The organism is Nostoc linckia z4, from assembly GCF_002608075.1.
GTDB lineage: Bacteria > Cyanobacteriota > Cyanobacteriia > Cyanobacteriales > Nostocaceae > Nostoc > Nostoc linckia.
On record NZ_LAHA01000087.1, the window covers coordinates 1 to 22,278 of the forward strand.

A 22,278-nucleotide genomic window follows, 5' to 3' on the forward strand; every position below is an offset into this window, starting at 1 on the left:
GATGTGCCTCTTGCGGCTTAAAGTTCATCGATGAGGAACGGGTTCACCTGCATCACATCGATGGAAATCACGCCAACTGGAAGAAAAATAATCTGGAAGCAATTCACGAGAGTTGCCACGATTATAAGCACATGAGCAAAAGCGCAAGCTAAGAACATCGGGAGCCGTGTACACGGAAACGGGTACGCACGGATCTAACTGAGAGGTGCGGGGAATAATATCCCCCATCGACTCAACCAAAATATTGCACCTGGGTTTGTACAAAAGCTCAAAGAACAGTTAGAACCAGGGGAATATGACATGGCTTGCGGTTTACGCAGCAACGCCAAAGGTAAATTAATAGTCAAGGCTGGAGATAACGCCACCCAAGCAAGTACCACTGTTGACCAGAATAAATTAATCGGTGCGATCGCAGAATACAAAGTCTACGTCACCAAAGAAACTGACCAATTGGTAGATCAAACCAAAACCCTCACCGATGCAGTCATCGCAGGCGACCTGAAAAAAGCGAAGCAATTATACGCACCTACCCGCGTTCATTGGGAACGGATAGAACCAATTGCTGAACTCTTTTCCGACCTTGATGGTAGTATGGATGCTCGCGCCGATGACTTTGAAAAGAAAGAAGCAGACCCTAAATTTACAGGCTTTCATCGCATAGAGAAAGCACTTTTTCAAGACAACACTACCAAAGGCATGAAACCCATTGCCGAAAAGTTGAACAAAGATGTTCTAGAGTTGCAAAAGCGCATAGCCACACTGACTATTGAGCCAAAAAATATGGTTGGTGGTGCTGCGGCTTTAATTGAAGAAGTTGCTAAAACCAAGATTTCTGGAGAAGAAGACCGCTATAGCCGTACTGATTTGTGGGATTTTAATTCTAACGTTGAAGGTTCTCAAAAGATAGTTGAATTGTTGCGATCGCAAATTCAAAAAAACAATCCAGAACTACTGAAGCGCGTAGATAATAATTTTACCAAAGTAAATCAAGGATTGACAAAATACAAAGCTTCCAGAGGTGGCTTTGTCACCTATGAAAAACTGACTGAAAGCGACAAAAAAGACTTAAAAGCAGCAATTACCGTCTTAGCCGAAGACCTCTCGCAACTCCGGGGAACCCTTGGCGTTGATTGAAACTTAGCACAAATAGCGAGTGAGGAGCAGGGGAGAAATGTTTTTCCTCACTGCACCCTTTTCAATACCCAATGCTCAATGCCCATAATAAATACAGATAATGTCTTCTACTGCAAAAAAACTAGATTTACACATCACCCCTCGCATTAGCCGTCGTGACCTCTTAATTGGTATGGTAGCTGCCAGCGGAGTTGCAGCTTTAACAACACTGAGTTTTCGGCAATTTTTTGCCAATAGCGAAGACACCACCCAAGAAAGACAAGCTTTTTTTGGCGTTCATCAAGCGGGTATTTTAACACCTGCACCTGCTTCAGCATTAATTGTTAGCTTTGATGTTGTCGCCAAAACTAAAGAGGATTTAGTCAGACTATTTAAAACTCTGACCGAACGAATTGAATTTTTAATGGTTGGAGGAACCCCCAAAATTGTAGACCCGAAACTTCCACCTACCGACTCTGGTGTTTTGGGTACGAAAGTCTTTCCTGATAACCTCACAGTAACAGTTGCAGTAGGAGCATCATTATTTGATAACCGCTATGGTTTAAGCCATCTAAAACCAAAGCATTTAACAACTATGACTGACTTTCCTAATGATGCTTTAGATGCCAATTTGTGTCATGGAGATTTGTTACTTCAATTTTGTGCAAATACAGCCGAAACTAATATTCATGCACTACGCGATATTATCAAAAATTTTCCAGATTTATTGAGTCTGCGTTGGAAAATGGAAGGCTTTCTTCCACCCCATACTATCAAGAAATTGGGTAAAGATACAGTACGTAATTTATTAGGTTTCAAAGATGGTACAGCAAATCTAGATGTTAACGACAGTGGCTTAATGAATCGAGTTGTGTGGGTAAAAGCAAACACAGATGAACCTGCTTGGACTGTTGGGGGTACATATCAAGTAGTACGAGTGATTCGTAACTTTGTCGAACGTTGGGATAGAACACCATTACAAGAACAACAGACAATTATCGGGCGTGATAAGGATATTGGCGCACCTCTGGGAATGAAAAATGAGCATGACATTCCTAACTATGAACAAGACCCCAAAGGTAAACAAATTCCTTTAGACGCTCATATTCGCCTCGCCAATCCCCGCAATTCAGAATCGAGTTTAATACTGCGTCGTGGCTTCAATTACTCCCGTGGTTATGACAAATCTGGACAGCTAGATATGGGCCTGCTATTTGTTTGTTTCCAGTCCAATTTAGAAAAGGGTTTTATTACAGTCCAGTCACGGTTAAATGGAGAGCCTTTAGAAGAGTATATTAAACCGATTGGCGGCGGATATTTCTTTGCCTTACCAGGAGTTGTGGCAAAGGGTGGTTATCTAAGTCAATCTTTATTAGAAGCAGGTAAATATTAAGATTTGATGACCAACCCCGTTGGGGCGGGAGTAGGGAATCGGGAGTAGGGAGTGGGAGAACCTTCGCTGCCCACTTTCAATGCGGGGTTTCAACCTAAGAAAGCGATATAAAAGTGGAGAGGACTTTTTGGCGATCGCTTCAGGTGGGGATGGCCAAATCTAATACCATCCCTTAAAATCCTGATGATTTCGCCGAATTGCAAAAGTTTTCGGTGTACTGACTTTCATTTTCCAAAGCTCAACTGTCAGTGTCTAAAGGTGGCCACTGCTTTTAAACCTTTGTATGCAAACGTATATTTCTCTCAAGAAGAGGAAGTTTGCAAATAAATACAAACTAAAATCAAAATTAAGCTCATGCCATCTCTAAAAGGGGATGGGATAATACGAGATACTGTTGACTGATGACTGTTAACCGTCAACTGTCAACGGTCAACCGTCAACGGTGTCGGGGTGTCTTTCATCCCATCTTTAGAAGGAATAGGTTTTCCCGACACATTTTATAATGTTAATAAACTATTTATGCAATGGGCTAATTTTCTAGCCAAAGAAGCTGCTACTACTGGCTTATCTCTTGAACAGACAGCAGCTTTTGTAAACTATTTTCAGACTCAAAACTTAAGTAAAACTGAAGCTCAACTTGTCAGCGAATTCAACGTTGATATCCCTGCTTTCAGAAAATGGATGGGTGAACTATATGAAAAATTTGCTCAGAACTATCCTGAATTAGTTATTTGCAACACTCAAAACAAACTAGAAAAGTTACAAGCTTATCTGAGGGAAAAATATAATAGCGAATTGGATGTCCTCAAACCATTGGCGGCAATGAAATTATTCAAATCGCTGGTGGTTCGGGAAAGGCTGCAACAAGAACCTTGGGTTACCAGAAGAATTTGTCAATTTTTGGGATACTCATCTTTGGCCATAGAGTTAGTAGGGCGATATCTCAATAACATACCAGATTTGTCTTTAGAAATCCTGCTCCAGCGACTAGAGAAAAAGCGAGAAGAATATCAACCAATCGCCAATACTAACTCGCTGATGCCTTATGAATACGGTGTAACTGAAGCTTTTGAATTGAGTTGGGAAAAATTGGATAAAAATGCACAAAGCTTTGCTTGTTTGCTGAGTTTGTGTGCTTTAACTGATATTCCCTTATCTGTGGAGACAATAGAACATAAGCAAAAACAACAAGAAAATCAGCAAGCTATAGCCGATTTACTGGAATTGCATTTGCTACAACAAAAAACTCCAGGAATTTATCTTTTAAATCCCTTAATTCGGCAATTTCTCAGAATCAAATTGGAAAATTTCACTGAAGCGGATGAAGCAAAAACTAAATTTGCAGTCATGATGTTAGAGTTAGCAAAGCTAATTCCGCAACAGCCTAACCCTGAAGATATTGTTAATTTCACCCCACATATCCCGCACATCAAAGAAGTTGCAAGCAACCTATCCCAATATCTCAGCACGGAAAATCTCATCACGCTGTTTACAAAATTAGCTTGGTTTTATCAAGGTCAAAAACTTTATCAACAAGCAGAATATTGGTTGCAACGGTGTGTAGAACTGACTGAAAATCATCTTGATTTAGAACATTCCTATGTCGCTGCTAGTCTCAACAATTTAGCAGCACTTTATGAATCCACAGGATGCTACAATCAAGCCGAGCCATTGTATCGCCAAGCTTTAGAACTGAGAAAACGTCTGTTGGGAGATAATCATCTAGATGTCGCCACTAGCCTCAACAATTTAGCATTACTCTACGAATCTACAGGACGCTATAACGAAGCCAGACCTTTGTTTGAGCAAGCTTTAAAAGTAAGAAAACGCTTGCTGGGAGAAGAACATCCCGATGTCGCCACTAATTTGAGCTATTTAGCAGTAGTCTACGAATCTATAGGACGCTATAAAAAAGCAGAATCTTTGTATCAGCAAGCTTTAGAACTTTGGAAACGCTTAGTGGGAGAAGAACATTCCCATGTGGCTACTAGCCTGAACAATTTAGGGGCATTGTACTGTTTTACAGGACGCTACAGCGAAGCCGAACCATTGCTAAAGCAAGCTTTAAAACTGAGAAAACGGCTGTTGGGAGAAGAACATCCCGATGTTGCTACCAGCTTAAACAATTTAGGACAACTCTACGAATCTACAGGACGTTACAGGGAAGCGGAACCCTTCTATAAGCAAGCTTTGGAACTGACTAAACGTCTGTTGGGAGACAACCATCCCGATGTCGCCATTAGCCTGAATAATTTAGCAGCACTCTATCGTCATACCAGACGCTACAGAAAAGCTAAACCATTGTTTGAGCAAGCTTTGAAAATTTGCGAACAAACTTTAGGGGTAAGTCATCCCACTACTATGACAGTGCGAGCGAATTATGCGAGCTTTTTAAAAGAAACATATCACTGAGGTGTGGTGTATCTGAACTATGTTGATTGTTGACTGTTGACTGTTGACGGTTGACCGTGAAAAGTCAACAAACTTGATGAATAGACTTTTTGCAAAAGTAAACAATAAAGGGGGCGATATTTCGCCCCTGTTTTCTGTTATTGGGATGTTGTCTACAAGCTAATATCTTTGATTACTGCCACACAAACACTTTAGCTTCGTATGGGCCCAAATCAGTAATGATGCCATCGTCGCCGGCTTCGATATCATAATTTGCCGTCCATTCGTGCCATGTACCACCGTTAGGAAAGTTAGGAATATGATAGCCAGCTAGGAAATTTTCTGAGAAATTCGCCACCACAACTACACGAGAACCTTGATCATTCCAACGGCTATAAGCTAATACTTTTGCCTCTGCATTTTCGTGGATGAAATCGATGTTTTCTGTGTAAAGAGCATGATTACTTTTACGCAGATTGATTAAGCCTTTGTAATATTCAAACAAACCACGATTTAAATCATTACCCAACAGCGTCCAATCGATTTTAGCTGATTCAATTTGTTTGGGTTTATACTCCCCAAATTCCTCACCCATCCACACTAAAGGTACGCCAATAGCAGTCATTAGGATAGCTACTCCTAATTTAATCCGTCTAAAGGCTTCTTCATCAAAAATCTCGCGGTTACCCATTTCTACCATGAGATGATGATGGTCGTGGTTGGTGAGGTAATTTACCACATTGGTAGCACCCATAAAGCCTTGACGTTTGCAGTCAATAACATCTTTTAGGCGTTCTAAATCAAAAGTATCCCCACAGATATGTTCTAAAATGCAGTGATAAAAACTGTCATGCCAGCAACCATCCATCGGCCCATCTACATTAGTAATGCTGGTGGTTTCAGGAATGTGTTCGGCAACATTATAAAAAGGCTTTGGCCCAGCAGTGTTTTTGGCTTCTTGCACAATCCAATGCATAAAATCATAGTTGGCAATTTGCCGCGCTGCATCATACCGAATACCATCAAGATGATATTCTTGAATCCAATAGCGGATTGTATCGCCAATAAATTTCCGCGCTGGATAAACATCTAAATTTTCGTCGTAATGTTCGTAATTAAATTCTGGCCCCCAGTTGTTATCAGGGTCGCGGGGAGAATGATGATACCAATAATCGTGGTCAATTTGTGTTAACGGACTAGATGCTTCTGAGTGGTTATAAATACCATCAATAATTACACGAATGCCTCTAGCGTGACATTCATCAATCAAATTTTTCAATCCCGCAGTAGAACCATAACTAGATTCTGTGGCAAAGAAATAGCGAGGATTATAACCCCAACTATGATCGCCAGGATATTCTTTTATTGGCATCAACTCAATAGCGTTGATTCCTAATTCAGACAAATAATCTAATTTTTCAACAACATGTTTATATTTGCCTCGTGCATAAGGGTCATCTTCACCACCAGAAAAATCACCAACATGCAGTTCATAAATTACTAGTTCGTGGTCAGCAGGTAAAGGTTTATCATCATTTTGCCAAACATAAGTATCAATAATTCTTTCCCCATCTTTGATACGGACAATACCGTTATCGTTTCCACCTACTTCATCTATGTCAGTGGCATAAGGATCTGTGACTTCAACCCATTGTTCTGGTTCAAAAAACCATGAATTTGTTTGAACTCGAAATTTATATTGATATTCACCATCTTCTAATTCAACAGTTGTGCGGAAATAGCCATCCTCGCCTTTTTCCATTGGAATTTCTTGCCAATCAGAAAAAGAACCAACTAATGCGGCTCCTTTGTTATATGGTGCAAATAAATTAAATTCAATTGGCTTTGTCATAGAAGTGTTTGTAACATCAATAATTGATATGGCAATCCTATTTGATTTGTGAAAGATATTGGTGTTGATTGTTGACTGCTGAGTGTTAACTGTTGACAATCAAAAATCCTAACATGTCAAGATTCCACAAATTATTTGTGATTGCTATAGATGCATTCTCTGATGATTAATTAGATTTGCAAATCGCTCTAGAGAGTGAATTGAATATTTAGTGCTTCTATCTTCAGGAATATTTGATAAATATTTTTTGAAAAATTTAGATATTTTTTGGAAATTTTCGCTTTTTTATAGTAAGAAGTAACTGCAAGATGATGGAAAAATCAAAATTAAATTAATTTCCAAAAGACAAAAAATCAACCATAATTAATCATAATCAATGAAAATACTTGATAAATCATCTAAACCTTGTCTATGTTGAAAGCTTGATTTTGGAATTATTCTGTTTTGTCATGGCGATGAAGGAAGCAATCCCAAAACTTGGGTAAGTAAACTACGGTTGTCAAGTTAGACAAGGTTGATTTTAAATATTACTGAATTACGCATTATGTGGATTAGTAGAGACTAGCAATTGCCACATCTCTACAGGGGGCAAAATCCTTGATATTTTCTTGATTTGAATAATTCACATCAGACGTGAATTCTGAATTTTATTTTAATCAGCTTTGGTACTATTTTGTTGCAGATAACTTAACAACCAATTCGCTGCTGTAGCCCTGCGAGTTTGCCTGGGGCCAAATTCACCAATTTTGTAACCTTTAAAGCCGAGTTTTTCTTTGAGTAATTGTTTATTTTCAGTGGGAATGGAACGAGTTAACTTGACTGTTGCAGGGCGAGAGTCAATAAAATCTGGTGGTTGTGGGTACTCATCCTGCCATTGCGGTGCAACTTGGCTATTATCCCATTTTTCAGTTGATGAATCATAACGATAGCCTAGATAATGCCATAGCAACTGATTAACTGTAACATCATCTAGTTGCTCGTTGAGAATTGCCCAAATTGTGTCTGTATTGAGTGGTGGCAGATTAGACATAACTCAAAATTCAAAATCCAAAAATCAGAATTTAAGCAAACCTTGATGATTAGCCTATTAAAATTTACAACACTTCTAAAGATGGGGGCAATTTTATTTTTATCTCCGCCTGTTGGAAGATTTATCTAATACAAGCATTAGACAAACTACTACTAACGTGACCCTAGATTAGGGAATTCGCCAACTCAGGAGGACAAGAATTATGGGAATAGGCGATTTGTTGAGGAATATAGTCGGTGGCAGACAAAAACGAGGCGATGAAGAATGGGATAATCGCGATCGCACCCTATACAGTTATCGCAACGAAGACGAAGAGGACGAAGATCGCGAGTACAGATATCGCGACGAAGATGAAGAGGACGAAGATTATGGGTACAGATATCGCCGTAATGACGAAGAGGAAGACGAAGACCGCGATTAATTTCCCAAATTCGAGTTAAAAACAGGTAGTAGTCTGCCAACCCAAAAATCTTAGGTGGAGGTTGGGTAAAGGTTAATGGTTCGACAGGCTCACCAACCGGGAAAAGGGGAAGGGATAAAAAACATGAGTCCCCTTCCTCCACCAAGTTGCCTTGGCGTATTAGTAGTGTATACAAAACTAGGTAGACTGGAATCGTAAAGAATAGACCAGTCTATGCACAATTCCACAGCACTACCAAAGATTATCCGCGCCCATGTATTCATTTCCGGCCGAGTCCAAGGAGTGGGATATCGCTACGCCACCGTGGATACAGCTAGCCAGTTAGGATTAACTGGTTGGGTGCGGAATCTCCCGGATAGTCGAGTAGAAGCAGTTTTTGAAGGGGCGCGAGAAATTGTAGATGAGATGGTTCGTTGGTGTCACTCCGGGCCACCGGCTGCTATGGTCAAAGAGGTGATAGTTGAGTACGAAGAACCGGAAGGTCTGCGGGGATTTGAAGTTAAGCGGGGAGTTGGGAATGGGGAGATGGGGAGATGAGGGAGACAAGGGAGACAAGGGAGATGGGGTAGAAAAGAATAATAACTTCCCGGTCACCAGTCACCAGTCAACAGTCAACAGTCAACACTCTAATGACTAATGACTAAAGTATCAATCAATTACTAAAACAGCCGAACCTCCAGAAATTTTGCGACTACGAAGGGCATCTAAAGCTTGATTTGCTTGAGCTAAGGGAAAAGTATTTACTTGGGTGCGGATAGGAACTTTGGGTGCTAAGGTGAGAAATTCTTCTCCATCTTGGCGAGTTAAATTAGCTACAGAACGCAATACTCTTTCTTGCCAAAGAATTTCATAAGGAAAAGAGGGTATATCGCTCATGTGAATTCCAGCACAAACTACGACGCCGCCTTTGGTAACTGCACGCAAAGCGGCTGGTACGAGTTGACCTACGGAAGCAAAAATAATCGCTGCATCCAATGGTTCTGGGGGTAATACATCTGAGCCATCCACCCAATATGCACCCAATTGACGGGCAAATTCTTGTCCTGGAACGTCACCGGGACGAGTAAAAGCAAACACTTGACGTTGTTGATGGCGAGCTAGTTGTATCAAAATGTGAGCAGCGGAACCAAAGCCATAAAAACCTAATTTTTGTGCATCACCTGTCATTTTGTAAGCACGATAGCCAATTAAGCCAGCACATAATAGGGGCGCAGCTTGCAAATCAGGAAAGCTAGGGTCTAGGGGAAAGCAAAAGCGGTAATCGGCAACAGTGTATTCTGCATAGCCGCCGTCAAGATTGTAACCAGTGAACTCTGCATAATCGCACAGATTTTCACGACTGGAAAGACAGTAAGGGCAGCGATCGCCACAAGTATAACCCAGCCAAGGAACGCCAATTCGTTGACCAATACTAAATTTATCAACGCCATCACCCATCGCTTCTACAATACCTACGATTTGATGTCCCAGTACTAAAGGTAGTTTGGGGTGCGTCAATTCTCCATCAACTATATGTAAATCTGTGCGACAAACACCGCAAGCACGAACCCGAATCAATATTTGCTGAGAGTTTGGTTTTGGTATTGGTAACTCTCCTAGCCTTAAAGGTTGATGCGGTGCATCTAAAATCATTGCACGCATAAGCAATTCCAAGTTTTTTCTATAGGAATCGTTCAGAGTTAACAGTTAACAGTCAACACTCAACGCTTTAACCGGAATAATTGATTTTTTGGAGTTCCCTAAGTCTTGATTAATTTCGGTTAAAACCACAACCCAAACAACGCATACAAAGAGAAAAAGCTGCAAGAACGGAAATAATCTCAAATATTAATTGAAATGATAAGGGAGCTAGAGAAAATCCCCAAATCAAAGCAATGGTTCCAGTTACCAGACTCGCTATACGGTGAATTTCGTCTCTAGTTTTCCAACCTAAAAATAAAACTCCTAAACCAATTAATAACAATACTAAACTAATCATTAGGATATTTCTCACTTAGAAGCTAAATCTTATCTGTAAGTATGCGTTTACGCCGGATTGTAATATTTATTTTGGCATTTGTTACTTCTATTGTGCTGGTTTGGATATTTACTCCTAAAGTTATTATACCTCCCACCGTTCCCCAACAGGCGATCGCTGTCTACGTTCTTGATTTTTTCTGGCATTCGGAACTAGTTTTACCTAATAGCAACGGCGGATTAGTTGTATACGCCTATGGTGATTGGAATTACTTTGCACTCAATCAGCACGACTTGAAGAATGGACTAGCTGCACTTTTTATACCAACTAAAGGCACTCTGGGACGACGTAAATTTTCTCGTATTGATGATTTGCAACAAATGGTAGCCAGGAAAAATATTAATTTATTGAGTTTTAAAGTAGCACAAAGCAAAGCAATACAATTAACTCAAACGTTAGATAAACGCTTCATGAAAAATATCGACACACTCATTGACAATCATCAACTAGGACTAAATTTTGTCCAAGATGAAGAAAATTATCACATACTACACAATAGTAACCACGAATTAGTTGCTTGGTTGAAAGATTTAGAATGTCAAGTCAACGGTTTGGTTTTATGGGCTAATTTTAGAGTCCAAAATAAATAATTTATCAGAGATTTAATTTGCACGTGTTTTTATGTAAGGTGTTGACGGTTGACTGTCAACCAATTATTATCGTCTCTACTTTTTCGAGTGTTAAATTTTTTCAAATCTTCATTAATACCAATTCTCTATGAAGATGTGCCTAATTATTTTGGAATCTAGTCAATTAACCTCAGCGCCCCTTTGCGCTAACCTCAGCGTACCTTTGCGTTAAAAAATCTAATATTTAGCGCAGCCTCATAAAAAAACGGTATAAGTGAAAATTTATTATTATCAAAATCCTATTTAATTTATGAAAAAATCTCATTGTTTTATGGGATAGCCTAACACATCAAAACTTTTAAATAGTGGGTTACACAAAGGCTAATCCGCCCTACGTGTATTTCTTGAAATCAAATATCAGTCCTATAGTAAAAATTCACCAAACAAGTACTTATAACTATTTTCATATCTAATTATTTTTTTTATGAAGATGGAAACAAATTATTTTAATTAGCTGAAAACTAGTGTCAATATATGACATAAAGACGTAAAACAAAGTAATCTCACATAAATTGCACATTATCAATGAATTCTCAACAAGGTATAAGTACCGACTTCGGATGGCAATTCTAACTGTGAATAACTTGGCAACGACCATACAGCAATCCCTGGGTAATCGTTAAATTACCAAAGACTTAGTAGTAAACAATTTTCTAGTTTTCAAATTCAAGGTACATTTATGCAGCTCAATCAAAAACTTTTTCTATACTCTTCTCTGGCTTATTTCCCATTACTGCAAAAAAGATATACTGCCAAAATTATGGTAGTGGCGTTTTTGGGAACTCACGTACCACTTTTGGCTTTAATCTTCAATTTTGTAACTTCTAATTCCTATTCTTGGGAAATAGCAATCAGGGTATTGCTGAATGCTCTTTTGGCGACATTAGCAGGAACAGCAGCTACTCTTTTGGCATTACACTATCTACTCGCTCCTGTAATTTTGACATCTGCGGCATTGCAAGACTATTTGCAAACCAAAAAATTACCACAACTGCCGACAAAATTTGCTGATGAAGCAGGTACACTGATGGCAGATACTTCACAAACTCTCTACAAATTAGATGAATTAATCCACCAGATTACTAACTATGACAATTTGACTGGGTTACCGAATCGAGATTTATTTAGCGATCGCCTTTACCAAAATGTGTCACAATCTCAAAATCAGCAGCAATTGATTGCTGTTCTTTCCCTAGCCATTGATGATTTCACTGGTATCAGTCATGGCTTGGAGCATGAAACATCTAATCATCTATTAAGAGCAGTTGCCCAACGTTTGACAAACTGTATGGGTAAAACAGATATCTTGGCGCGTTTAACTCAAGATGAATTTGCTATTGCTCAGATGGATATTTTATCCTTTGAGAAAGTGATTAGTTTTACGAAAACCTTACAGAGTATACTGTCTAAACCCTTCTCGATCGATAACCAGCAAATTCACATTACAGTGAGTGTAGGTATTACCATTAGTAACTTAGGCGATCGTCATAGTGTAGATCGACTATTGCAACAAGCTCACATCGCCCTGTACCAAGCAAAACAACAAGGCTCTAGTCAACACCAATTCTATTCACCAGAAATTAACGCTCAGTTGCAAGAACGACTAGCATTAGAAAACGAATTATATGGAGCGCTGGAACGCGGCGAAATTGTAATTTATTATCAACCCCTCATTGATTTGCAGGCCAAACAAGTCACAGCAGTAGAAGCACTCATACGCTGGCAACATCCCACAAGAGGTTTAGTTTCTCCAGGAAAGTTTATTCCCATTGCCGAACATAACGGTTTAATTGTACCTATTGGTGAATGGGTGTTGCGAACTGCCTGCGCCCAAAATCGAAACTGGCAACTTGCAGGACTACCCCCAATTCGCATGTCAGTTAACCTTTCGGCTAGACAATTTGAACAAGCCAATTTAGTCGAGGTTGTCAAACAAACACTAGAGGAGACGAAACTGCAACCATCTTATTTAGAATTGGAAGTTACTGAAAGCTCCTTAATAGCCGATATCCAGCACTCAGTGAAAACCCTCAAACAATTACGAGAAGTAGGAGTATGGCTGGCTTTGGATGACTTCGGCACTGGTTATTCTTCTCTCAATTATTTGAAACGCTTTCCTGTGAACATGCTCAAAATTGACCGCTCGTTTGTGCATGACGTAACATCAAATGCTGATAGCGCCGCAGTTACCGATGCCATCATTGCATTAGCTAAAAGTCTGCAATTGAAAATTACCGCAGAAGGCGTAGAAACTCAAGAACAGCTTGAATATTTAAAAAAACGTGGGTGTCAAGAAGGCCAAGGATTTTACTTTGGTATTCCTGCTCCTCCCGACAGAATCACCGAAATACTCAAGCAGAATTCTCTGCAAATACACCAGATAGCTGCATAATAATCGAAAAATTTGAAGATACTCTAATAGGACTTACGTAAAACTACATACGCTGTGGGGCAATACCCTGGGGCCGCTTTGCGTCTACATAAATCTTTTTGGCTATTGTTTGCGTAAGTCCTGTCTAAGAAGAACTTTAGAGTAGAGGTAAAAGTGTGAAACCAAGTAACGACTGCTTGAGCTTAATTAAAAAATGGGAGGGACTGCACCGGAAGCGCCCTGATGGTTTGATTGAAGCGTACAAAGATCCAGTTGGAATATGGACGATTGGGTACGGCTCTATAGAACACCTTGATTTAGACAGACCCATTCAGCAAGGTGATGTGATTAGTCAAACAACAGCAGAACGCTGGCTGAAGCTTGAGGTTGAAGAAGCAGCAGAAGATGTAGATAGGCTTTGTCAGAGTGCTTTAACCCAAAGTATGTTTGATGCCTTGGTTTCGTTCGTTTATAACATTGGTATTGGAGCATTTAGTGAGTCAACACTATTGCGAAAACTGAATAATGACGTAGATTATGAAGGCGCAGCTGGTGAATTCGATCGTTGGGTAAATGGCACAGACAACGGTACTAGAAGAATTTTGCCAGGACTAGTCAATCGTCGCAATGACGAAGAAGCTCTGTTCCGAAGAGATGGGTTGAATCCTTCTGTGGGAGGTTCTGGAAGTTCTACTTCAGGTTCTATCACAACCCCTACTACTTCATCAGTAGAAGAATATCCTTATAAACCTGCTCCCATACCTCTACCATTTACCCGTGCATTACTTGTAAAAGGTGATGTGGGAGATGATTCCTACATCCTCAATTGCGCTCTTGCAGGATTAGGATTTCTTCGGATGGCTCCGCAGCCGAACGAGTTTAGTGATATTACAAAAAGTGCTGTTGAACTTCTGCAAAGACGTGAGGCTTTGAGCAAAATTGATGGTAAAGTCGGGCCAGAAACCAAAAGGGCGATGGAAAATGCTCTAAGACGAGCAAGGGGACTTGTGCCTTCTGTTACACCAGAACGGGGTGTTTACTGCCGCCTCACACGTACCCGTAAGGACGCATATCAAGGATTGGAATGGTGCAAATTGGAGTTTGTCGATCCCACAGGGGGTGTGGTCGAATCTCTAAAAGTCGTATCTGGCGCACCAGAAGCGCAGCGTTTCTTACTATTTAGCGATCCTGACAGTTTGCCACGTAGTCTACAGCCAATCCCTCAAGGTCGCTATACTATTGGCGATATTTCTTGGGCAGGAGGGAAAAATAACTACAATGCATCTCACCCACACCCAAACAACGGAATAGGCCCTGTATGGGTTCCTTTCGTTGGGAAGCAATCAGATGACCGTGGCGACTTTGGATTTCATGTTGATTGGAATTGGATTCAGGAGGGAAAAAATCCTGGTAGTGCAGGTTGTGTTTGTCCAACTTCTCTTGAAGACTTAAAAGAACTTGTGCGTTTATTGCGGGAGTTTGATCCACGTTTATTAGTAGTCGATTGGGGGCTGTGAGGTAAGATTGCACCTATCCCATAAGGCAATACGGTTCAGTTAAGAGTAAAAGTAGTGGTATGACAAGCCTAAAATAGTACATTGAGAATAAAGCAAAAAACATTGATTTATGTGACTTTTCACAAAAATCTGATACAACATTTTAGCCTTGCCGCACCACTACTGGTGTGTCCCATTAGTTCTGATAGGTTTGTAGTAATACCAATTCTGTATGAAGATTGGCATTGCGCTCGAAACAAGTTTATAAATTACAAAGATAAGTAGAACAGGATAAATAATTAAAGGTTTATAGTGAGAACTTTAGTTTTCAAAAAAGGACTAAAGTCCTCACTACGAACTGAATTTTATTCTTTTACATTACTTAACATAGTTTGGTTTTTTCAAGTCGTTCTACTTAACCCTGAATTCTGACTTCTGAATTCTGAATTCTTTTTACCAAGGATTACCCACCATTGTGAATCCAGCCCAGTAATAAGGATGCATAAATGATTCATCAACTTCATCAACACTTGCAGCCGGCAAAGGCAAATTTCCCACCACTCCCAAACCTTGAATTTCACCATCCTTTAAGTAAATCTGCCCTTTGGCCATAGCTATTTGAGCTTGTCTTAAAGCTTCTGCTTTGATTGGAGAAGTCTTTAAGTTCTCATAAAATTTGGTCATCATTCCTGCTGTAGCGGAATCGTTAACTGACCAAAGACTCGCAACGCTGGTTTTCACACCTGCTAATACTGCTAAACCCGCAAACCCAAGTTCTGATTCTTTATCGCCCAAAGCTGTCCTACAAGCACTCAACACCATCATTTCTACTTGAGGTTCGTTTAACCGCAGCTGGCGTAATTGATTCAAGCGTAACTTGTCGTCCCATAGTTGAATGTAGGACTTGCTTAAGCCGCCAGCCACAAAATCGGCATGGGTAGCCATGTGAATAATCCCAAAAGGTTGCTGACGCCGGACACTTTTGAGATTTTCTAAAGTAGCTTGTTTGTCCAACAACAATTTACCTTGCCAGAGTTTGGATACCAATGTTGAAATTTCCACGGGAACAGCTGGTAAAGGATTTTGCCCTTGAGTACTTTCGGAAACACCCAAGGCTAAAATTTGAGATTTTCTAATATCTGTATATAGTGTGTTGGTTAAGCTGAGACTCGGCATCAAACCAATACTGTATTTTTCTACCAGGAATTGTTTACCATCGTTGAGTGCTGCCATTGGTGTTGAACGCAAACCAATGTCTGGTAAAAAGACTAAATTGTTAATTTCTCTAGCTTGTAAATCTGCTTCTAGTGGTGCAATTATCCAACGATAAAGTTGTTGAGCCGAACGCAAATAAGCAGTGCGGCGACGATTTTGGGGACTAACAATTTGGTCGCGAAATTCTTGAGCTACTTGTAAAACTTTGGCTCTGGTGGTTTCTGGAATACGTTTGCGAATGGGGTCACCTTTTCCAGTAACTACCACTATTTCTAATTCATCGCTATCCTGTTCTAGTAGATTATTTAGCTGTTTGGTTCTCTCTGGAATAATTTCCACAGGCACAAAACTGATATAAATAAATGCAGGTTTTACACCAGTGGCTTCTTCTATTTTGCGAGCAATTTCTTTGGCATCATCCAATGTTTTAATTTTGGGATTGGGTATGCCTAAATAACTGCCAAAATCATCTGTGAAGTTATCTTCGGGAGTAGGATCGGTATTAATCACAGGGTCACCAATCTGAGGATTGCCTGGATTTGGATTATCTGGGTTTGGTGGATTGCACTGGAATGAGCAAGGGGGAATATTAGGATTCTCAGGAGGAATTTCTGGAGGAATTTCGGGGGGAATTTCGGGAGGAATTTCGGGTGTATTGACGTTGATTGCTACCTGTACGGGTTCTGAGGATGAAACAACATCGCTGGCTCTGAGAGTGAATGCATTGATTAGCCCTGTGCTATCGGTCGGTGGCGTGTAATTTAATGTTTCACCTATAGTTAATGTGTCTCCCGCAGCTAAAATTGTTTCGCCTCGTCTCAAGGTTCCTGCTTGGATGGCATCAATAAAAACAGTGGTGTTATCTAAATTGACATCGCCAGGGCTGGCTGTGAATGTGAAGCTTAGGCTTTCATTGACTTGGGCATTAGATGATAGAAGTGTGTTTGTTGTCAGGGTCGGCGGGGTATTCACCGATGTAATGGTAATACTAGCTGGCGTGCCGGCAGCATCTCCACCAGTTGGTAAGACGGGAAAGTTTCCTGCATTGATGGTTAAACCCCCTCCAGTATCAATTATTCCGGCTGTGCCATTGGTACTTGTGGCATCATTGACGATAAATGGCACATTATCGGGGCCTCCATCATGCTGAATTCTGACAGTACCTCCGGCAACGCTAACACTTCCTGCTTCACTGAAAGGATCTAAGAAAAGTCGAGCTGTGGCGATGGTAGTACCTGCGTCTGTGCCTTGAACTAGTCCGTTGCTCAACACTTGCACATTGCCACTAGTGAGAGTACTTTCAGGTGACGATACAGTCTGTGTGTTGATGCTAGTAAAACGAATTGTGCTGCCAGCAGTACTGTTAGTTTGTAGGGTAACGTTGCCACCTGTAGCAATTTCTGTATCAAATCCGCCAGCGATCGCTGAAGCATTAATAGCGTCATTCACCGTAATATTATTTGTGGCGCTTAAGCTGACTGCACCACCTGTAGTACTTACTTCACCATCTACTCCGGAGGCATTTGCAGAGGCATTAATACCCCCATTAACGGTAATATCATCTGTGGCAGTCAAGGTAACCGCACCAGCTGTGCCCACAAAATTACCGCCCCCTGTTTTGGTTATAGAGGAATTAATTGCGCCTGTAGTAATACTGCCATTTGTGGTTGTTGCTACTACATTGCCAGCCGTACCCGCTCCACCTGCACCAGTGGAACTAGAATTAATGGTGTTGGCGATAATGTCACCACCCGCAGACAAGTTGACATTACCCCCAGAGTAGCCTTCACCAGTGCTAATAATGTTACCTACTGTGATGCCATTAATGGCAGACAAATTCACGTTGCCAGCAGTTCCACCACCATTACTGGTATCTAAATTTCCTAGTGACAAACTAGCACCAGATATATTTATTGCTCCTCCGGTGGTTTCAATTGTGTTAGTTGGATCCACGAAGTTTACAGAACCAGTTTGTGAGGAGAGTGTGAAGCTACCGCCAGTACCCAAGTTTAATGTAGCGACACCATCGGCTGTGACTCCAAGCGTCTCTCCGGTGATGTCATTAATGGTAATATTGCCTGTGGCTTCGAGGTTGATGTTTGCACCTGAAGCTGCGATCGCACCCCATGAAATTGTATTAGCCCCAATATCTGGATCGCCAAAGGCAATATTCCCCGCTGTGCCATCAAAACTACCTGCTCCGCCATCGATAATAGTCAGTGTGCTGGGGTCTAGTAATAATGTCCCAAAGCTACCATTGGCGGCTGAAGTATCTACCACACCGTTGAAGGTCAAGAAATTTTTCCCCGATACCTCGACAAAACCACCATTACCAGAATTTGCTCCCCCACGTGCCGAAATGTTACCAAAATATTGGGTTGTATTGTCACCCCAAACAATCACCTGTCCACCATTGCCATTGACTTTACCATCGGCATTAATTATGGAGTTGGAGTTAACATAAGTCTGCTGTGCATTGGGTAAACTTCCTTTACCTTGGTAATCTCCACCAATTAACACAGTACCGCCACCATTGCTTCCAGAGGCGTTGATATTGGCATCAATTACCCCCACTTTTGTACCCAAAGCGGTTACTGTACCGCCTGTTTGACTGGATACATCCACTGTGCCAGAAACAATGGTTGTTCCTGGAGTTGCAGGAATTTTGATGTTAGAGTTTGTTAGTTGCACCGTGCCATCAGGATTAGCAGTTAACCCAGTGTTGGTATTACCAATGGTCAGTAATTCTGGTAAAGATGCAATGGGAATTGTCCAGCTATTGGGCTGGTTACTACTAGTGAGGGGTTGAATTTCCAGACTCAGTATATTTCCTGGCTGACTGAGGCGCACCCAATTTTGACCAGGTACGGATGTAACGGTAATTTGTCCTCCTGGTGCTGAAATTTGCCCGGTGTTGACTACTGTACCACCTAATAAATTCAAATTTTGCCCCGTACCCACTGCCAAATTCCCGGCATTGATAATGGCCCCTGGTTGGCTAGTACTAAAAGCAAATCCATTGGGGTTTCCCACTAAAGTATTGTAATCATTAACACCACTGGCATTAAACCAACTGCTGCCAAAACCAATGCCATTGGCTGTTGTCACCGTGAACGCACCAGGTACATTTAAGCTGGCGTTGGCTCCAAAAATAAATCCGGCTGGATTCATCAAGAACAGATTCGGGCTACCACCAGTTACTTGAATTAAGCCATTGATGATGGAAGGATTACCGCCTGTGATTCGCCCAAGGATATTTTGTAGGGCTGGACTGGCTTGAAAGTTGGCGATTTGTTCTGGTGAAATTCCAAATTGTTGAAAGCTGTGGAAGAGGTTAGCGCCATCAGCAGAAGTTGTACCCCCGGTGATATTAAGTTGGTTGCCGTTGGGAGTGACAATTGTGTTCGTACCATCCGCAGCAGGAACAATTTGCTGTGCTTGGGCTAATTTGGGATTGATGAGGCTTAAAAGTGGAGCAAAAACCAGTACTGAAGCGGCGATAGTAGATAGTAAAGATTTTTTGCGCCGCAGAATAAACCTACCTGTGGAAAATTCCACATCGATTTGTAACTTATTTGCCAATCCCCGTCGCCAAAGTGCTTGAGCGATCGCTTGTTTTGACCAGAACATTTGTTCTGTTCTTCTCATCACAGAGATGCTTTGAGAATGAATTCGGTAGAAGTATAAAGGCTGTTGAACTCGCCGCACCTGGGCAACTTCCGCAAGCCTTAAACACAAATCGTAATCATAAGCACTAATACTAAAGGATGCATTGATACCTCCCACTTCTTCGTAAACACAACGCCGCATCAAGCGGAAGTGGAAAGTCATGAAGTTTACCAACAGATTTTCTTTGGAGTAGGGGATATGACAGCGATGACCGTAACCGAGAACTTTACCCTCCGCATTAATATTTAAGTAATCAGTATAAACAAATCCTGTTTTTGGGTGGTCATTGAGGACTGCGGCGGTTTCAGCCAGGGCGGTAGGGGCGAGGAGATCGTCACTATCAAGTATACCGATGTAACTCCCAGTACTTTGGTGAATTGCGGTCTTACAAGCTGCGGCAACACCTTGGTGGTGTGCGGCGATTACCCGCACTCGCCCATCTTCTTGAGCGTATTTTTTAGCGATCGCCATCGATCCATCACTAGAACCATCATCCCAAATGATTAGCTCAAAGTCTTGCCATGTCTGAGCCAAGACGCTGGCGATCGCTTCTTGAAGGTAAGCTTCCCGATTGTAATTAACGATGACAACGGAAATCAGTGGTGACATGGCACTAATCTAAATTTTCTACCTAATTACCAGAATATAATGCTCAGGACTTTCACTTAGGTAATCATTACTGTTTATTATTTTTTAGTTACAAATTTTCTTAAATTCTCATATCAAAAATATGATATTCAAATTATGTGGGCATGGGGCATGGGGCATGGGGCATTGGGCATCTGGAGATGGGGAGATGGGGGACAAGGGGGACAAGGTAGACAAAGTAGCAATCTACAGTTTCAGTTTCAAGTGTGGCTTGTTAATTCTGCCTGTGGTGTGGATTTTAACTACCAATGAACTCAGAGCTACGGCTAATAACTTGACACCAAACTCTGAACAAATAAAGCAGGAGGTAGAAGCCAAAAGCCAGGAGGAAAGAGGATTTGACTTGTTTGTTCCATCCATAGCGGGTGGCGCGGGGTCTGTGGGAGACTCTTACCCAGAATTAGAAATTGTCCAGGAAACAGCACCATCTCCTATAACTGAACCATCGTCAGCACCACAACGCATTCGAGTCCGCAAAATTCAAGTTATCGATAGCACTGTTTTTAGTGAAAATGACTTGAATGCAGCTGTTAAGCCCTTTGAAGAACGAGACTTGACTTTAGAAGAAATTCGACAAGCAGCAGACGCGGTTACCCAGCTTTATCTAAATAAAGGCTATCTCAATTCCAGAGCAATTCCAGAGACTCAGCAACCTAGTACCGCCGATGGAGTTGTGGTTATTCGCGTCATTGAAGGACGTTTGGCAGAAATTGACATCCAAGGAACGCGGCGATTAAACAAGTCTTATATTCGTAGTCGCATCGAATTAGGTGCTGGTATTCCTTTGAGTATTAATAAACTGGAAGACCAACTAAAGCTATTGCGACTCGATCCTTTATTATCAAATGTGGAAGCACGTCTGCGTCCTACGGGTAAAGTGGGTCAAAGTGTTCTACTGGTGAGAGTTGAAGAGGCAAATCCTTTGGGTGGTAGTTTGGGTGTAGATAACTATTCGCCTCCTAGTATTGGTGCAGAAAGATTGGGTGTTGAACTGCGCCATCGTAATTTAACTGGAATGGGAGATGAGTTAGCCGGGTATTATTTTCACTCCTTCACTGGTGGTTCGGATATTTATGATTTGAGGTATCAACTTCCCGTGAATGCAATGGATGGGAAGGTACGAATTAGAGCTGCATTTAGTCGTAACGAAATTACTCAAGCGCCATTCGATCTGTTGGGTATTCGGGCAAACCAGGATATTTATGAAATTAATTATCGCCAACCATTGATGCGATCGCCAAGACAAGAATTTGCCCTGTCTTTAGGATTTAGCTATCAAAATGGTCAAACTTTTCTCTTAGATAACCTTGCAACCCCCTTTGGTATCGGCCCCGATGTCAATGGAGTCAGCCGCACCAGCGTTATTAAATTTGGTCAAGAATATATCAAACGCGAACCCCAAGGTGCTTGGTTCTTGCGATCGCAATTTAATTTTGGCATTGATATCTTAGATGCCACAATCAACAATGACCCCATCCCAGATGGTCGCTTTTTCAGTTGGCTATTTCAAGTACAGCGCGTCCAGCGACTCACCAACGACCAATTATTGCTCATCCAAGCAGACTTACAGTTAACACCAGACAGTCTCTTACCTTCTGAACAATTCGTCATTGGCGGCGGACAATCAGTCAGAGGATATCGTCAAAATGTGCGCTCAGGGGATAATGGATTTCGGGTAGCCATTGAAGATAGAATCACAGTGCAGCGCAACGAATCAGGATTATCCACCATTCAAGTAGCACCATTTATTGACATGGGAGCAGTTTGGAATAAATCTAATAATCCCAATCAGTTACCGAATCAAACTTTTCTCATTGGCGCAGGTTTAGGATTATTGTGGAATGAAGCCTTTGGCATCAATAATTTAAGTTTACGACTCGATTATGGATTTCCATTTATCAATTTGAGCGATCGCGGTAATAACATTCAAGATGATGGCTTTTATTTTAGCCTGCGATATCAGCCGTGATCGAGGATGAGGAAGCAAGGGGAAAGGGGAAAGGGGAAAGGGGAAAGGTTAAAGGGGAAAGGGG

At 41.2% G+C, this 22,278-nt stretch carries 15 protein-coding genes; 10 read left to right on the forward strand and 5 right to left on the reverse strand.

Annotated elements, in window-relative coordinates:
• The 4 genes from VF06_RS35995 to VF06_RS36010 form a co-directional block, all read left to right on the forward strand.
• On the forward strand, positions 1-152 hold a 152-nt coding region (locus VF06_RS35995; RefSeq protein ID WP_143863144.1), incomplete at its 5' end, for an HNH endonuclease.
• 91 nt (positions 153-243) lie between these two features.
• A complete protein-coding gene (efeO, locus tag VF06_RS36000; RefSeq protein WP_278047046.1) occupies positions 244-1,134 on the forward strand; it encodes an iron uptake system protein EfeO in 891 nt (296 codons plus the stop codon).
• 100 nt (positions 1,135-1,234) lie between these two features.
• Complete coding sequence (gene efeB, locus VF06_RS36005; protein WP_099072603.1) at positions 1,235-2,506, forward strand: iron uptake transporter deferrochelatase/peroxidase subunit; 1,272 nt, start codon at positions 1,235-1,237, stop codon at positions 2,504-2,506.
• Between the two features lie 450 nt (positions 2,507-2,956).
• Positions 2,957-4,918, forward strand: coding sequence for a tetratricopeptide repeat protein (locus tag VF06_RS36010; RefSeq protein ID WP_244918235.1), 1,962 nt, complete (start codon positions 2,957-2,959; stop codon positions 4,916-4,918).
• 172 nt (positions 4,919-5,090) lie between these two features.
• Here the strand turns inward: VF06_RS36010 and VF06_RS36015 are convergent, their stop codons facing one another.
• Positions 5,091-6,749 carry an alpha-amylase family glycosyl hydrolase gene (locus tag VF06_RS36015; RefSeq protein WP_099072604.1) on the reverse strand — a complete coding sequence of 553 codons (1,659 nt, stop codon included), beginning with the start codon at positions 6,747-6,749 and terminating at the stop codon, positions 5,091-5,093.
• 652 nt (positions 6,750-7,401) lie between these two features.
• The gene (locus VF06_RS36020) at positions 7,402-7,779 is read right to left on the reverse strand and encodes a DUF1823 family protein (protein ID WP_099072605.1); all 378 of its coding nucleotides are present in this window, start codon (positions 7,777-7,779) and stop codon (positions 7,402-7,404) included.
• Between the two features lie 202 nt (positions 7,780-7,981).
• Between VF06_RS36020 and VF06_RS36025 the strand changes: the two genes are divergently transcribed.
• A complete protein-coding gene (locus VF06_RS36025) occupies positions 7,982-8,200 on the forward strand; it encodes a polyribonucleotide nucleotidyltransferase (RefSeq protein WP_099072606.1) in 219 nt (72 codons plus the stop codon).
• 213 nt (positions 8,201-8,413) lie between these two features.
• Positions 8,414-8,737, forward strand: coding sequence for an acylphosphatase (locus tag VF06_RS36030; RefSeq protein WP_099072607.1), 324 nt, complete (start codon positions 8,414-8,416; stop codon positions 8,735-8,737).
• Between the two features lie 111 nt (positions 8,738-8,848).
• Here VF06_RS36030 and VF06_RS36035 read toward each other — a convergent pair whose 3' ends face one another.
• Entirely contained in the window at positions 8,849-9,841 is a 993-nt protein-coding gene (locus VF06_RS36035; RefSeq protein ID WP_099072608.1) for a zinc-dependent alcohol dehydrogenase family protein, read from the reverse strand.
• Positions 9,842-9,950: 109 nt separating this feature from the next.
• A complete protein-coding gene (locus tag VF06_RS36040; RefSeq protein WP_099072609.1) occupies positions 9,951-10,178 on the reverse strand; it encodes a hypothetical protein in 228 nt (75 codons plus the stop codon).
• 41 nt (positions 10,179-10,219) lie between these two features.
• On the opposite strand from VF06_RS36040, the gene VF06_RS36045 reads away from it, so the two are divergent.
• The 3 genes from VF06_RS36045 (at position 10,220) to VF06_RS43445 (ending at position 14,734) form a co-directional block, all read left to right on the forward strand.
• Entirely contained in the window at positions 10,220-10,807 is a 588-nt protein-coding gene (locus VF06_RS36045) for a DUF2459 domain-containing protein (RefSeq protein ID WP_099073147.1), read from the forward strand.
• A gap of 718 nt (positions 10,808-11,525) precedes the next feature.
• A complete protein-coding gene (locus VF06_RS36050; RefSeq protein WP_099072547.1) occupies positions 11,526-13,238 on the forward strand; it encodes a putative bifunctional diguanylate cyclase/phosphodiesterase in 1,713 nt (570 codons plus the stop codon).
• A 155-nt stretch (positions 13,239-13,393) separates the two neighbouring features.
• A complete protein-coding gene (locus tag VF06_RS43445) occupies positions 13,394-14,734 on the forward strand; it encodes a glycoside hydrolase family protein (protein WP_099072546.1) in 1,341 nt (446 codons plus the stop codon).
• A 432-nt stretch (positions 14,735-15,166) separates the two neighbouring features.
• On the opposite strand, the gene VF06_RS36060 is transcribed toward VF06_RS43445, so the two are convergent.
• Positions 15,167-20,206, reverse strand: coding sequence for a CHAT domain-containing protein (locus VF06_RS36060; RefSeq protein WP_099072545.1), 5,040 nt, complete (start codon positions 20,204-20,206; stop codon positions 15,167-15,169).
• Between the two features lie 157 nt (positions 20,207-20,363).
• Between VF06_RS36060 and VF06_RS36065 the strand changes: the two genes are divergently transcribed.
• Positions 20,364-22,214: a ShlB/FhaC/HecB family hemolysin secretion/activation protein gene (locus VF06_RS36065; protein WP_180267599.1), complete on the forward strand. Its 1,851-nt coding sequence runs from the start codon at positions 20,364-20,366 to the stop codon at positions 22,212-22,214.
• The last annotated feature ends 64 nt before the right edge of the window (positions 22,215-22,278 follow it).